11 protein-coding genes are annotated in these 15,476 nt (G+C 42.6%); 3 read left to right on the top strand and 8 right to left on the bottom strand.

Features of this window, described 5'->3' with window-relative positions; all coding sequences use genetic code 11:
- Positions 1-52 precede the first annotated feature (52 nt).
- The 3 genes from M2408_RS01130 to M2408_RS01120 form a co-directional block, all read right to left on the bottom strand.
- Complete coding sequence (locus M2408_RS01130; RefSeq protein WP_259178521.1) at positions 53-2,323, bottom strand: cation:proton antiporter; 2,271 nt, start codon at positions 2,321-2,323, stop codon at positions 53-55.
- Between the two features lie 175 nt (positions 2,324-2,498).
- Positions 2,499-3,224: a LytTR family DNA-binding domain-containing protein gene (locus tag M2408_RS01125; RefSeq protein WP_259178518.1), complete on the bottom strand. Its 726-nt coding sequence runs from the start codon at positions 3,222-3,224 to the stop codon at positions 2,499-2,501.
- On the bottom strand, positions 3,214-3,948 hold the full coding sequence (locus tag M2408_RS01120; RefSeq protein WP_259178515.1) for a histidine kinase: 735 nt from the start codon (positions 3,946-3,948) through the stop codon (positions 3,214-3,216). The genes M2408_RS01125 and M2408_RS01120 overlap by 11 nt, the downstream gene beginning before the upstream one ends.
- A 392-nt stretch (positions 3,949-4,340) precedes the next feature.
- Between M2408_RS01120 and M2408_RS01115 the strand changes: the two genes are divergently transcribed.
- Positions 4,341-4,559 (top strand): hypothetical protein, encoded by a 219-nt coding sequence (locus tag M2408_RS01115; protein ID WP_046672939.1) that lies wholly within the window; start codon positions 4,341-4,343, stop codon positions 4,557-4,559.
- A 96-nt stretch (positions 4,560-4,655) separates the two neighbouring features.
- Here the strand turns inward: M2408_RS01115 and M2408_RS01110 are convergent, their stop codons facing one another.
- Positions 4,656-5,834 (bottom strand): thiolase family protein, encoded by a 1,179-nt coding sequence (locus tag M2408_RS01110; protein WP_259178506.1) that lies wholly within the window; start codon positions 5,832-5,834, stop codon positions 4,656-4,658.
- A 383-nt stretch (positions 5,835-6,217) separates the two neighbouring features.
- Here M2408_RS01110 and M2408_RS01105 point away from each other — a divergent pair, with 383 nt between their 5' ends.
- A complete protein-coding gene (locus M2408_RS01105) occupies positions 6,218-7,396 on the top strand; it encodes an acyl-CoA dehydrogenase family protein (protein WP_259178504.1) in 1,179 nt (392 codons plus the stop codon).
- A gap of 31 nt (positions 7,397-7,427) precedes the next feature.
- A complete protein-coding gene (locus M2408_RS01100; protein ID WP_259178502.1) occupies positions 7,428-9,542 on the top strand; it encodes a 3-hydroxyacyl-CoA dehydrogenase NAD-binding domain-containing protein in 2,115 nt (704 codons plus the stop codon).
- Positions 9,543-9,760: 218 nt separating this feature from the next.
- Here the strand turns inward: M2408_RS01100 and M2408_RS01095 are convergent, their stop codons facing one another.
- From M2408_RS01095 to M2408_RS01080, 4 genes are all read right to left on the bottom strand, one after another.
- On the bottom strand, positions 9,761-11,212 hold the full coding sequence (locus tag M2408_RS01095) for a bifunctional 2-methylcitrate dehydratase/aconitate hydratase (RefSeq protein WP_259178500.1): 1,452 nt from the start codon (positions 11,210-11,212) through the stop codon (positions 9,761-9,763).
- Between the two features lie 150 nt (positions 11,213-11,362).
- Positions 11,363-12,514: a 2-methylcitrate synthase gene (gene prpC, locus M2408_RS01090; RefSeq protein WP_120258137.1), complete on the bottom strand. Its 1,152-nt coding sequence runs from the start codon at positions 12,512-12,514 to the stop codon at positions 11,363-11,365.
- Between the two features lie 68 nt (positions 12,515-12,582).
- Entirely contained in the window at positions 12,583-13,530 is a 948-nt protein-coding gene (gene prpB / locus M2408_RS01085; protein ID WP_259178496.1) for a methylisocitrate lyase, read from the bottom strand.
- Between the two features lie 416 nt (positions 13,531-13,946).
- Positions 13,947-15,449 (bottom strand): SusD/RagB family nutrient-binding outer membrane lipoprotein, encoded by a 1,503-nt coding sequence (locus M2408_RS01080; RefSeq protein ID WP_259178495.1) that lies wholly within the window; start codon positions 15,447-15,449, stop codon positions 13,947-13,949.
- Between the last annotated feature and the right edge of the window lie 27 nt (positions 15,450-15,476).

The following is a 15,476-nucleotide window of genomic DNA, read 5'->3' as shown; positions in this document are numbered from 1 at the left end:
ATATACAAAACGCGCCGCAACTAAATAGTTGCGGCGCGTTTTGTATAATCCCTTATTTTTTTCGGTCTGCAAGCAGCAAAGTGGATGGTGTAAGATGGAGCCAATCCATCTTTTTATTGACAATTTTATGCCAGCAAGGCAAACTAATGAGCATCAGATCTTGTTGCGTCCACAAGTCAACATCAAGATTCTTCTCCTCCAAGATCGTCAAATGATTGGGCACAAGTTGCTCCAGATGTCTTAATTTCTCCCGAAAGCTTTCATATGTACGTAAGATTTGATCAAAATCCCAGACCATCACCTGCGCATCCGAATGGTGAATTAATCGCTGTATGAGTGCGCATAGGAATTCATCGTTTTTCAATAGTATCGGGACAATAACACGGCGGGCCTTGACAAAGTTTTTGTCAATCAAAATTCCCACCATCGCATTGACTTTGGCATTGATCTGTTGATTTCTGTCAAAGGTAGCAAATGGTGATTCGGCGTTTGTGACCGTATGAAACAATTTCTCCGGATTGATAATCCGTGAGGTGAAATCCAAAAAGCGTCCCAACAGACTACCTTCATAGATGGATTCACTGACACCCAACAACAGCAGATCCTGACTTTGCTCATTTGAGGTCTGCACAATTTCACTGTCAATGTCACTGGAAATTTTGAAAATCGTCCGAATAGGTTGTTCCAAATCCTGTGCAACCTGCTTTATTTCCCGAAAACTATCCTGCTCCTGTGTTTCTACTTCATAGTGATGGAGTTCATTGGACGGTTCGATATGCAATGCGGTAATTTCCGCCGTATTTTTTGATTTTAATGTAAGCGCATGTGCGAGATGAAGCAATGAAATCCCGGTATTGCTTTTGGCAAATGATAGGAGGATTTTAAATTTCGATTTATTCTGGATTTCCTCCTGCAAAGAACGTTTCTTGGGGCGGTATAGATAATTGATCAAGTCCAACGAAGGACCGGTCATAAAAGTGGTGATCAATGCCATCACAACCATCATAGAGAATAACTCAGCACTTAATACACCGAGATCGTAACCGATGTTCAATACAATCAGTTCCATCAGTCCTCTGGTATTCATCAATGCACCTATGCTCAAACTATCCTTCCAGCTTTGTCCGACAAAGCGGGCGGCCAATGCGCTACCGGCAAACTTCCCGATTACGGCAACCAAAATAATCACAATGGTGATCATCCATAGTTGTGGATCATTCAATAAACCGATCTGTGTACGCAACCCTGTGTACACGAAAAATAACGGTAATAACAATAAGGTGGATACATCTTCGATTTTTTCGATAAATGCTGTACGGAAACGACTGCTTTCGGGCATAATTGCTCCGGCCATAAAAGCACCAAACAACGCATGTATACCGATTACTTCGGTTGCGTAAGCAGACAATAAAAGGACAATAAAAAATATCGCAACAACAGGTTTATTCAGACCTTCACGCGTCCCCTTCACTTCCCCTACGCGCATCAGAAAGGGCCGTACAATCTTGATCATCAGCAGCACATAAGCAATAGCAAGCGCGATCGTATACAAAGCACTTGCAAAATCGCCGGCCTTCACGATCGCAATCACCACAGCCAAAATACACCAGGCTGTAATATCATCGGCAGCAGCGCAGGTAATAACCATCGACCCAAGTTTACTTTTCTGCAGTCCGCGCTCCTGTACGATCCTTGCCAGGACCGGAAAAGCAGTAATGCTCATCGAAATACCGATAAACAAACTATAGGACAAAAACTCCACGTTCGCCGGTGGATGGTACATGTATAAAAAGTAGGCTAAAGAAATTCCCAATGTAAATGGTATAACGATACTCGCATGAGAAATCACTACAGCATCGTGCGCCTTATTTCGCAGCACATTGAGATCAAGTTCCATTCCAATGATAAACATAAACAGGATTAAGCCAATCTGGCTCAGAAACTGTAGGTTGCTCAGGGATTCAACGGGAAACAGCGTATGGGAGAATTCAGGGAAATAAAGCCCCAATAAGGAAGGGCCCAATATAATACCGGCAAGCATTTCACCGATCACAACGGGTTGCTTAATCTTGATACATATCCACCCCATTACCCGGGCAGCAATAATGATCGTCACAATCTGTGCGAGCAATATAGCCAATGGATGTTGAAGGCTATGTAATAAGGTCGATTTAAAATCCTGCCAAGCACCCTGGCTTATCTTTTCACCACGGAGCATCTCCTGGCTTTGCAATTGCGCTCCCAAATGGATAACCCAGTACATCACCACGAGCAGCGTACCAATTAAGGTCACATAAAAAATCGTATTCTTGTATTTCTTCATCTTTTGAGCTTTAAATAATATCAGGTGATAACAGCATATAAAAGTCTATCCCAAAGTCGTCAATGCATCACTTTTGGGAAGATAACTACAACAAAAATAGAATTCTACATGAGTTTTAAACCTTACCGGGCGGGAAGAACAGGAAAATATGTAATGAACTACTCGAATTTTGTAATCAAGCGAATTTTTCGAGGAATGATTTTTTATAAGACTCTCCCAAGCTAAAAACAATAGCTGCATCCTGCTCATCGACCAGACTGCTGGTGATCACATCAGCTGAAAAGAATTTCACAATTTTCAGTGCTATAATTTCCTTTTTGTTGATACGGATAAAATCCTGTTCCGGCAACAGCGTGAGTAACCTATCGAAGCTAATATTTTTTAGTAAAATGGTAGAACCATCCCCCAGGAATACAGTTTTGTCGCGACTATCTACTTCCGCAATCTGGACATAGCTGATCTGACTGAAGTAAAGGATTGCCTTCCCCTTATTGGTATTGAATTGAGCAAAGGGAGAAGACTCAGCTGACCGGCTATTGATGACCTGTTCTACTTTCAATACCGCTTGCTGTAGACGTGACAGCGATATTGGCTTACGCATGTAATCCACCGCATTGATATCAAAAGCATCGCTGGCATACTGTTTATAGGCAGTGGAGAAAACGATGGGATAGTCTTCCAATTCCTTAGCGACATCAAAGCCATTAAACTGAGGCATTTCAATATCCAAAATACAGAAATCAAAGTTTAAACTTTTATACTCTTTAAGTAAAACGGCTGGATCATTAAATGCTTTAACCACCTCCAGACCCGGAATTTGTTCACAGAGCATCTTCAAAAACCGCAAACTCGGCAGCTCATCATCCAGTAAAATGCATTTCAGCGTTTTTTCAATTCTCATACAATCGGATCTGAAGGTAAGCGTTATAGACATCATTTTCTACAAAGCGCTTTAATTCATGCCTATCTGGATAATATAGCATCAGCCGCTCCTCCAACGTCTTACTGCCTATTCCTCCTTTGGCTTTATACAAGGGTGAGCGCTTCGATATTTTATTGCTGACGGTCAATTCCAGCAGACCATTGCGAAAGCTAAGTACAATTGAAATAAAGGAGTCAGGATGGTGAAAATCCGCATGCTTAAATGCATTTTCGATGAGGTCTACAGTCATCAATGGCACCAGTGATGGGCGTTCCAATAATGATTCGTTCAATTCATCAATATCAAATTTAACCCGCATGTCAAACAAGGGGCTCAACTTAACCTTATTGACTTCAATTAAATTACGGGCAAACTCGATCTCCGCTTTTGGAGATACCAGCTCCTCTTCACTTTCATATAATACATAATCCAATACCATAGCCAGTTTATCCATTGTATAGTAGGTTTGATAAGCGTGCGAAAGGATACCATTGAGCGAATTTTTCAGCAAATGTGGGTTTAATCGATTGCGATGCACATGATCCATTTGCTCATTATCCATCCGTTTAAAAAGTTCCTGATGCCGTCGCTCTTCCACCCTGAGCTTTTTGTATTTCCGTATTAATAATACATACAAAATCAACAGGGCAACGACTGCTACAAGTAGCAATATGATAATTATATTGGAAAGTTCAGTAGTCATGATTCCGCTCAAACTTAATTAAAATTTTATTAGCAACGAAAAATGAAACAGGATCTAAGTGATCCTCGTTCTATTAGCTGCGGGCTTCTTTCACGCAAGTTCTACTTAAATATGTTAAGAAGATTTCTTTATAGAAAGCCCAGTCAAATCCCACTTTCAGGCGACAATACCGCTTAACACACAGGACAAAAAATGCTATTTATTAACTATAAAATTTGCAGGTATTGATTACAAAAATTAACAGTTTCATTACAATTTAGTCACTTTAAACTATTAATTTCAGATTATTCTTCTTATATTGAGAGTATTGTAATTAGCCGATCAAATGATTGTCTACGCTATTTTGGTTAAACCTGCCTGATTTGTTCTAATCGGGCCTAATATGAAACACGATGGAAAAGCTCATTTTCGAAACTAATGCACAACATCCCAGTCTTGTAGACAAGATCAAACAAGCTGTTGAAAAATTAAATGGTATCCATGAATGGAAAATAGATCTGGATTCTATTTACAACCTGTTAACCATTGAAGGCATCCGACTCAATCCGACCGAGATAGAGTCTGAACTTGCACTTCATGGCGTTGAGGCAAGTCGCCTTTATGAGGAATAACCTCAATCAATGTTCTGGCACATTGTCATCAACCAAACAATAGACTTCGTCCAGATAAGTACTTACTTTTAGATAAATACTTATCTGGACAAAGCATTATAGTTTTTTTATAATCATTCCCGAAGCACCACCACCACCGTTGCAAATTGCAGCAAGTCCGATTGTCCCGCCTTCCTGTTGTAAAATGCTCGTCAAGGTGACGACTATTCTCGCTCCGGAACAACCCAATGGATGACCGAGCGAAACTGCCCCCCCATAGATATTCACCTTACGCATTGGAATATCCAGAATTTTAGCGTTCGCAAGTGCTACAACAGAGAAAGCTTCATTAAATTCAAAATAGTCAATATCATCTTTCGTTAGTCCAGCCTTTTTCAAGACCTTTTCCGTTACTATAGCGGGACTTGTCGTAAACCATTCTGGCGCTTGTTCTGCATCAGCATAGGCTATGATTTCAGCCAATGGTTGTAACCCCAGTTCCTTCACTTTCTCAGCACTCATTAATAATACCGCAGCCGCCCCATCGCTTAATGTGGATGCATTTGCGGCCGTTACTGTTCCATCTTTCTTGAAAGCAGGTTTTAATTCGGGAATCTTATCAAAATTGACCTGGGAAAACTCCTCATCTCTAGAGATTATCTGTTCACCCTTACGCCCTTGGATAGCGACGGGACTGACCTCTTTGATGAATTTATTCTTCTGCCAAGCCTCCAGGCTCCGCTTATAGGAATTAATCGCATACTCATCCTGTTCGGCCCGGCCGATAGCATATTTCTCGGCACATAATTCAGCAAAATTGCCCATTGGTTCATTTGAATAGGCATCACTTAAACCGTCCCGTTGCAAGCCATCGACGAAACTCTGGCCTCCGAACTTGGCACCCCAACGCATTGTATTCGCATAATACGGGACTTTACTCATGTTTTCCATACCTCCGGCAATAACCACATCGGCATCCCCCAACAAAATAGATTGTGCGGCAAAAGCGATGGCTTTCATTCCACTGGCACAGACCTTATTTATAGTAGTCGCTGTTACCTGATCAGGTAAGCCGGCAAGCCTTGCAACCTGACGGGCGGGAGCTTGACCCACATCAGCCTGCAGAACGCTACCGATAAGAATTTCATCTACTTGATCTGCAGCAATCCCAGTCTCATCCAATACAGCACGGACAGCATGAGCGCCCAGCGCTGTCGCCGCAACCGATGATAATCCACCTCCAAAACTTCCTATTGGCGTACGCTTTGCCGCAACGATAAATACACTTTTTGACATGTTATTCTGTTTATAATTGTTTTTTCTTGAATTCAATAGACTTGCTACCCGATTCACCTGAGGATTCATCAGCCAAAACTGGTATCATTCCTTTCCTAAAGATAAAAAATATAACACAAACAAGCGAACCCTCTTATTTTATTTTTTAGGCCAAAACAAAATAAATAGAAAAAAAATAGAGCAAAAAGTTCCCTACATAATCTATTTGACAAAAAATAAACAATAAATATTTGCAGAAAAGCCAACGCTTTTCGCTAAATTCGGTTAGACATTCCGCGCTGTTTAACGAGGGCGATGTTAAGCCAAGATAAAGCAAAAGACAAATCGTTTTCAGTCCGCAATCATGTAACTGAAACCAATAACCAAAAGTAAAATAAACAATTATGCAGGCAAGCAAACTTACAGCTGAACATCAGATTTTTCGCGAAACCATTCGAGCATTTATTCACAAAGAAATCATCCCGCATGTAGATCAATGGGAACAACAGGGTGAAATAGATCGAAGTATTTGGAAGAAAATGGGTGACATGGGTTTTATGGGACTCAACTACCCAGAAGAGTATGGTGGCCTGGACCTGGATTTTTACTATTCGATGATTTTGTGCGAAGAACTATCCTATTGTTTTTCGGGAGGATTCACGATATCTGCTCTGGTCACCCAATACATGTCAGCTCCTTACCTATTAAAATATGCATCTGAGGAGCTCAAGCAACATTACCTCAGACCGGTGATCGCCGGTGATATGGTGAGTGCTGTTGCTATCACCGAACCTGGGGCGGGGTCTGATGTCAAACAGATCAAAACAACTGCCCTCCGATCGGGCGACCACTACATTGTCAATGGCTCCAAAACGTTTATCACCAATGGCTACTACGGCGACTTTTTTATTACTGCGGTTAAAACCGATCCCGAAAAAGGAACAAAAGGCATCAGCCTGTTACTGATAGAAAGACATGCCGAAGGTGTTTCGGCAAATAAAATCAACAAATTAGGCTGGCATGCCTCGGATACAGCCGAATTGGGTTTCGATCAGGTCAAAGTCCCTGTTTCCAATCTGATTGGAAATGAAGGAGATGGTTTTCTTTATTTAATGGCCGGATTGCAATTGGAACGTTTGACCGCCGCCATACATAGTCTGGCTACAGCGGATTCCGCATTACAGTACACCCTGGAATATATTGGTCAGCGGGAGGCATTCGGTAAAAAGATCCAGGAGTTTCAGACCATTCGTCACCGCATTGCCCAGATGGCTGCCGATATCGCAACTACAAGGGCTTTTGTCTATCAGTGCTGCGATCTCCAAAATCAAGATGAATATGCTGTTCAGGATTGTTCCATAGCCAAACTGCAAGCCAGCGAGCTTGCCGTACAGGTCGTGAGCCAATGTCTTCAGTTATTTGGGGGCTACGGATTCACCGAAGATTACAAAATCGCCCGCCTATATCGGGATGTGCGGGTCGGGACAATCATTGGTGGAACATCCGAGATTATGCTGGAAATCATTGCCAAGATGACGATTGACAAGGTCAATTATCAATCGAACAAACCCAGCCTAACGTAAACATTTTCAACACAAAAAGCAGTTCAGCATAATGAATTATCAGGTACACCCATTTTTTCATATCGAACAGGACAATCAACATATTGTCACCATAAAACCATTGGCAGACACAGCAACCGAGGAGTTAACAATTCTTGATCGTATACAGGAGTTTGTCGACCTGGTGGCTCGTCTACTAAATGAAAAAGAAGTCCGCGGATTGATCTATACCTGTCCGCTAAATAACAAGCAGAGCGATTACATCCGATTATTTGATCAGGTTTCCAATGGTCAACTTGATCCCGAGAGCATACAGAAAACCACATGGAAGGCATTGCAATGGAAGACCTTGGGCAAACCTATTGTATCGATCTTGGATAGCAACTGCACAGGCATCGGTTTAGCAACAATGCTATGGTCAGACTACCGTATTGCAGGTCCACCGATAAAACTGGGCTTCCCAGAGAGTAAATTCGGCCTATTTACCGGCTTTGCGACGACCATTACCTTAGCTCAACTTGTAGGTTCTACTGCGGCGTTGAACCTGTTGACCCAAGCGAAACTGATCTCAAACAAAGAGGCTCTTGAACTGGGTTTAGTGAATGACATAACAACAGATATCGAGCAGAGCCTAGTGCTGGCAAAGAACTGGATTCTTGAAAATTCAAGAACCAGCATTTCCACCCCCAGCCCAGCAGCAGTCTCCGCTGAACTGGAAGAAGCTTGCGCTGCTGTTTTAAAGAAAACAAGAGGATTGTTACCTGGCACCAATGCTGTTGTACAGTTAATAAAAACAAGCCAATCGCTGTCTTTAACAGAAGCTGTGGAGGCCGAAGCAAAGCTATATCATAAGGTATTAAGTGCCCCTGAACCGCTCCACATGGTCAGGACACTGTATGAAGGCATTCTACAGGCACAACATCGTGACCGTATCAAATCACTCGGCAACTATGCGATCAAAAAAATAGGAATCCTGGGTGCAGGTATGATGGGATCCGGCATCGCCTATGAAGCCGCCAGAGCGGGCATTTCCGTTGTTTTAAAAGATGTGAACAGGACTCAGGCGGAGCAGGGAAAAGCTTATTCTGCCAAACTTTGTGATAAATTACTTGCACAGGGCCAGATAAACAGCTTACAACAACAGACGCTTTTAGCCAATATTCAACCCAGTGACCAAGTTGCGGATCTTGTCGATGCTGACCTTATTATTGAAGCGGTATTTGAAGACCTGGAGTTAAAAGCTGAAGTAACCCGACAAAGCCTTCCTTATCTTGCCGAAAATGGTTTTTTCGCATCCAATACAACGTCATTGCCCATTACAACTTTGGCTGCTGCAACGGATCGGCCAGAACGTTTTATCGGCATGCATTTCTTCTCCCCTGTGGATCGTATGCCATTGGTCGAAATTATCTGTGGTACACAAACCGATCAGATAACATTACAAAAAGCGATTGCAATCGCTTTGCGCCTCGGTAAGATTCCCATTGTCGTACATGACGGCCCCGGATTCTTTACATCCCGTATTTTCTTCAATTACCTACTGGAGGCGATCACCATGTTGCTGGAAGGTATTCCGGCAAGTCAGATTGAAGACGAAGCCATACAGGCCGGATTTGCTGTTGGTCCATTAGCGGTACTCGACGAAATTTCATTGGAATTGATGCTGCACGTCTACGATCAGTTTCCAACATTACATAACAGTCAGCGACGTGCGTATGCACATTTAAGCAAAATGATTAAAAATGGCAGAAAAGGTAGAAAATCCGGCCATGGATTCTATGATTATGATGCAGCTTCCAGAACGAAAACAGTCTGGCAGAACCCCGCACTACCTACATCAGGAGAATCCCATTCCTCTGGAATAATACAAAAAAGACTTCTTCATGTCATGGCCCTTGATAGTTACCGTTGTCTCGAAGAAGGTGTATTGGAACAACCCATTGATGGTGATATCGGCTCTATCCTCGGTGTAGGCTATGCAGCACATACCGGTGGTGTATTTGGACATATCGACCTTACGAGCCTTCCTGTCTTTGTACAGGAATGCCAGTCATTTCTACACTTGGGTGAACAATGGGAAGTCCCCCGTTCGTTAATAGAACGTGCTGACAGGAATTTTAAATTTTATACAGGTTTTGATTCAAATTGGCAAGGAAAGAAATCCTAAATTGAAACAGTTATAAGTTCACCAGGAAACAAGTGTGTAACAGACAGCGTTCTCGAATAACAAGGAAACAATTCCTAAATTGAGCGGAAGCGCTTTGGCGCGAACGTCGGAGATCAAATAAGTGGTTTGTATTTGGCTAAAAATCGTTCAATTAAATAAGATCTCTAAGAAAGTCATTGATCGATAGTTTGCCTGCTATCGATCAATGACATTTTTATTTAGCGGGCAAGGAGATCCATCAGTTCGGATACATCCAGGTCAATGAAGGTATCGTAATCCAAAGTTACTTCAAGCAATTGTTTTTGCTGTTTTTCAGAAAATACACGGGCAAGATTCGTTTTATACTTTTCGATCAATTTAGGAATCCCCTCCTGCCGACGTCTCGGATGTCCAATCGGATATTCCACCACCAGCTCCGGCAATACAGTTCCATCCTTTAATACCACCGTCAGGGCATTTGAGATCGCCCGTTTTTGTGGATCATGATAATCAATTGTAAACTGAGGATCTTCAACACAGAAAATTTTGTCCCGCAGCGCATCAATACGTGGATCCAATGCAATATGGTTTTCGTAATCCTCCGCGGTCAAACGCCCAAAGATTAACGGTACGGCAACCATATATTGGATACAGTGATCCCGATCGGCCGGATTATGCAACGGCCCCTTCTTGTCTATGATTCGGATTGCGGCCTCATGTGTACGAATGGTAACACGTTCAATATCATCACTGCTTTTCCCAAAATCCTTTAACTGCTGGTACAATTGCATTGCCGCTTCGGCAGCGGTCTGTGCGTGAAATTCAGCAGGGAAAGAAATCTTAAATAGAATATTCTCCATCACATAAGAGCCATAATCGCGCTGAAATTTAAATGGGTTGCCTTTAAATGAAACGTCATAGAAACCCCATACTGGTGCTGTTAACACCGATGGATACCCCATTTCACCCGTTTTTGCAATTAAAGCAAGGCGTACCGCACGCGAAGTTGCATCTCCGGCAGCCCAAGATTTACGACTGCCTGTGTTGGGCGCATGGCGATACGTACGCAAAGCCTGTCCGTCGACAAAGGCCAATGAAACCGCATTGAGCAATTCGTCCCGACTAAGGCCCAAAAGCTTACCGACAACGGCTGTAGAAGCAACCTTTACCAAAATTACGTGATCTAATCCCACTTTATTAAAGGAATTTTCAAGTGCTAATACGCCTTGAACCTCATGTGCCATAATCATCGCTTCAAGCACCTGCTTTGCCTTTAGGGATTTCTCCCCCTTCGCAATCTGTGTTCTGCTCAGCCAGTCCGCAGTAGCCAGAATACCTCCAAGATTGTCCGACGGATGTCCCCACTCCGCAGCCAGCCATGTATCGTTAAAATCCAACCAGCGAATGACCGTACCAATATTGAATGCCGCTTGTATGGGATCCAGTTGATAATTCGTTCCGGGTACCTTTGCGCCATTGGGAACAATCGTACCGGGCACAACAGGCCCCAGTAATTTGGTACAGGCCGGATAGGTCAGCGCTTCCAACCCACAGCCTATGGTATCCATAAAACAGTAAAAAGCTGTATTCCATGCAACTTTACTTTCGATCTTGTAATTTAACACGTAATCCACAATAGCCACCAGAACCTGATCTGGCTGTGGTCTTTCATTTGATATCGTTGAACTCATTATTTTATTTCTTATAAGGCTGTTGTTCTTTTCAATTTATTTTTTCAGAAAGCATCTGCATCAATGATCAGAAAAAACACCGTGCTGTTCCTTCAATGTGAGATGCAAAAGATTTCTTTCCGTTTTTTTTACACGATACACTTTATCACACTATCTCGCGGAGATGGGCACGAAAGGTCGGTCGTCGGGACCGACATAATTTGCACTTGGCCGAATGATTTTTCCATCTTGACGTTGTTCAAAGACATGGGCAGACCAGCCTGTGATACGCGAAAGCACAAACAGCGGGGTGAACATTTCGGTCGGAATCCCCATCAGGTGATAAGAAACGGCCGAATACCAATCTAAATTGGGGAACATCCGTTTTTCTTCCCACATCACTTTTTCCAAACGTTCGGCAATCAGGTAAAGCGTCATATCACCAGCCTCTTCTGATAATTCCTTGGCGACCTGTTTAATCACCTGATTCCTTGGATCCGAGATGGTATAGACAGGATGTCCGAAACCGATAATCACTTCTTTATTTTCCAGCCGTTTTCGAATATCGGCTTCCGCTTCATCAGCATTGGCGTAGCGGCTCTGAATCTCAAAAGCGACTTCATTGGCGCCCCCATGTTTGGGACCACGTAATGCACCAATTGCACCCGTGATGCAAGAGTACATATCAGATCCCGTCCCCGCAATCACCCTCGCAGTGAAGGTGGAAGCATTAAACTCATGCTCAGCGTATAAATTAAGCGAAATCTGCATCGCCCGAATCCAGGATTCGGAAGGCGCTTTCCCGTGTAACAGATGCAGAAAATGCCCGCCCAGGGTGCTGTCATCAGTTTCGACCTGAATTTCGCGCCCATTTTGACTAAAATGATACCAATAGAGTAAAGCCGAGGCCATGGAGGCCATCAAGCGATTGGCGATATCTCTAGCTCCTGCCAAAGCATGATTTTCTTTTTCCGGATTCACACTTCCAAAAAAGGACACATAAGTGCGTAAGACATCCATCGCATGGGCAGTAGACGGCAACTGTTTCAGCACCTGCTGTACCGTGATGGGCAGCCCCCGCTGGCTCAGCAACTGGCTTTGATAGGACGTTAGTTGTGCCTGTGTAGGTAGGTTGCCATAAATCAATAGATAGGCGACTTCTTCAAAGGAGGCCTGATGCGCCAGATCTAAAATATCATAGCCTCGATAATGGAGGTCATTACCACTTTTTCCAACAGTACTCAAGGCTGTATTTCCGGCAGGAACACCAGAAAGTGCTACGCTTTTTTTTGGTTTAAAACCAGTGTCGTTTGTCTCTTTCATCGGAATATATTATTTATTGGCGTGTATTTTAAACCATAAAGTACGCGCCTGCATTCGGTTTGAGATTCTTATGATTTAGTATTGAACAATTGGTCCAGGCGATCTTCGTAAGCATAGTAATCTATGCTCCGATACAACTCATCGCGTGTCTGCATGCGATCGATGACAGCCGCCTGACCACCATCTTTCCGTATATGCTGATACACATCAGTTGCGGCCTTATTGGCTGCGCGGAACGCAGATAAGGGGTAAAGCACAATGGACACATCTGCATGACGAAGTTCATCAAGATTAAACAAAGGTGTCTGCCCAAACTCCGTAATGTTGGCAAGTATTGGCAGCCCAGTTATTCTACTGAACTGCATGTATTGATCCAGGTTATGTACAGCTTCTGCAAAAATAAAATCAGCACCAGCTTCTTTGTAGGCGACAGCACGTTCTAGAGCCCGATCAAGTCCCTCTGACGCCAGCGCATCGGTACGTGCGCCAATAACAAAATGAGGATCTGTCCGGGCATCCACAGCAGCTTTCAGGCGATCGACCATTTCATCTTTTGAAACCAGCTCTTTTCCCGGGCGGTGGCCACAGCGCTTGGCGCCCACCTGATCTTCCATATGTACGGCGGCAGCCCCGGCTTTAATTAAGCTTTTTATGGTACGTGCAACATTAAAGGCCGAAGGGCCAAAACCAGTGTCAATATCGACCATCAAAGGAAGCTTGCAGACATTCGTAATGCGCTCCACGTCAATTAATACATCTTGAAGCGTTGTGATACCCAAATCAGGTATACCGAGCGATCCCGCAGCAACACCGCCCCCAGAGAGGTAGATGGCTTTAAAACCAGCTTGTTCAGCCAAAAGTGCATGGTTTGCATTGATGGCTCCAACAACCTGTAAGGGCTTTTCTTGCTTAATTGCTTCCCGAAAAAGGAAGCCTGGAGAATCTATCATATCATTGAAATTTGAAATTCCACAGTCCATAGGTTCTGTAGGACAAAATCCTTCCAGGTGCGCCATGAACAGTATCTAAGTTTATTTTAGTTTGAACAATATATAATTCGATCGTTCATCCTAAAGATACTAATTATCACGGCATTTCAACAAATTATTTTCTACATTTCAAGCTTTTAACAGAAGAAAATATGGAAATAAACAGTTTCAAAACCTAGCAGAACAAGCATGCTATATAATTTTAAAACAGCATCTAAGATATTTGGTTGCAATTCGTGATTCAGACTAACACTAATGATCAACCAATAGTTTACTGACCATTCGACAAGCTGCTTATGCTAAATTACATTGGGCTTCAGATTTCAAAAATCAGAAAAGCCCTGATCAGTGTGATCAGGGCTTTTCAGTTCGATTTAGGTTAAAAGAAAAACGACATTTTTCAATAACCTTTAAATACACTTCTCGTTTCCTTACGGCAACACTTATTCTTTTCCATTATCTTTTGCCCACCATAAGCGTTTTCCCCAATTGTAATCCACTGTCCCTGTAGCGGCAGCTTTGACGTTATCCGCATTATATAAATATTCATTATTCGGATAAGGTAAACGCCATGGTTGGTCAGTATGTTTTTTCTGAAGTTTAGAAGGATAGTTTGTCGTTGGAATTCCTGTTCGTCTATATAAACTCCACGCTTCATAGTTTTCTTTAAATAAGGCTACCCACATATCCCAATAAACGCGTTCCTTGGTTCCATTAAACTTACCTGCTCCGGCAAGATAGGTGGTAATGGCTGACGTCTCAATTTTATTGTCTTGCATAGATAATGTCACCGCTTTTTCGTAGGCATCTTTTGCTGTTATTCCCACGTTATATCCAGATAAAGCTGCTTCTGCCAACATGTAATAAGTTTCACAGGCTCGATAAAATGGTGTAGCTCCCGCAGGGTCATTGACATAATGCTCACCAATCCAGGAAATGGAAGTAAACGGATTCGGATTATTTTCGGAACCATTTATAAAGCCGATATACTTACCGGCATTATTTTTTCGCGCTATCGACGCTATTCTCGGATCTTTCGTTGTATTCAAATGATCAATGAAAATATCAAACATCCCCCAGTTATTGAGACGATTGCCATATATTCCAGATTCATACCAAGGTTCCATATAAGGCAAAGTACCTGGATAAACCATGCGACAATTTTCAGCATTTGTTTCAATAACTGGATATTTCAGTTTATTTCCAGCGATTTCCTCAATAGTAGATTTTGCCAAAGCTGGAGCAACCGCAGAAATACGTGTGGCCATACGCAAACGAAGTGAATTACAGAACTTTTGCCAGTTCAACATCTGAGCCTTTAGAGCTGCAGCTCCAGTCTCTTTTGATCCGTATATAATATCATATTCTCCAAGTTCGTCTGTGCCAATCCCGGCAGCAAGTTCATCTGCCAATGCTTTAAGATCTGCCAATACCGCAGGGAAAATATCTTCCTGTTTGTCATATTTGGCTTTCAAAACCGAACCATCTTCGGGTCTTCCTTTAAAAGCCTCCGAATAGGGAATATCACCCCAGCCATCCAACAGATAAGACCACATATAATTGTTCCATATCCGTGCGACAATCCGAATGTTTTTAAAACCTGCTGCCTTATCGTCTGTTTTTTTCAACAAATCGTTCATTTGCGTGATATTGTAATAACAGGCTGCCCAACGATTTCCGTAAGTATTATCTGTTGGAATCAATCCACTTAAGTTATCTGGATATTGAATTTTGACAATATAGCCCGCAAAGGTGCCATAACCATCCACATCCCCACCAAATTGCTCACCTGCATTTCGTAGTACATTGACCAGCATATTTTGTGGTGGGACATCTTTCAACGCATCGGGATCCGTATTAATTTCCTCAAAATTTTTGGTACATCCTGAGACCAAAAGCATTGCTAAAAGGGGCGTATATTTTAGTTTTTTAATAAAAGTGTTCATAACCATAAATTTGTTTTTGTTGGATTT

Origin of the sequence: Sphingobacterium sp. BIGb0165 (assembly GCF_024810095.1) — a bacterium.
GTDB lineage: Bacteria > Bacteroidota > Bacteroidia > Sphingobacteriales > Sphingobacteriaceae > Sphingobacterium > Sphingobacterium detergens.
This window is presented reverse-complemented; position numbering and strand designations above follow the sequence as displayed.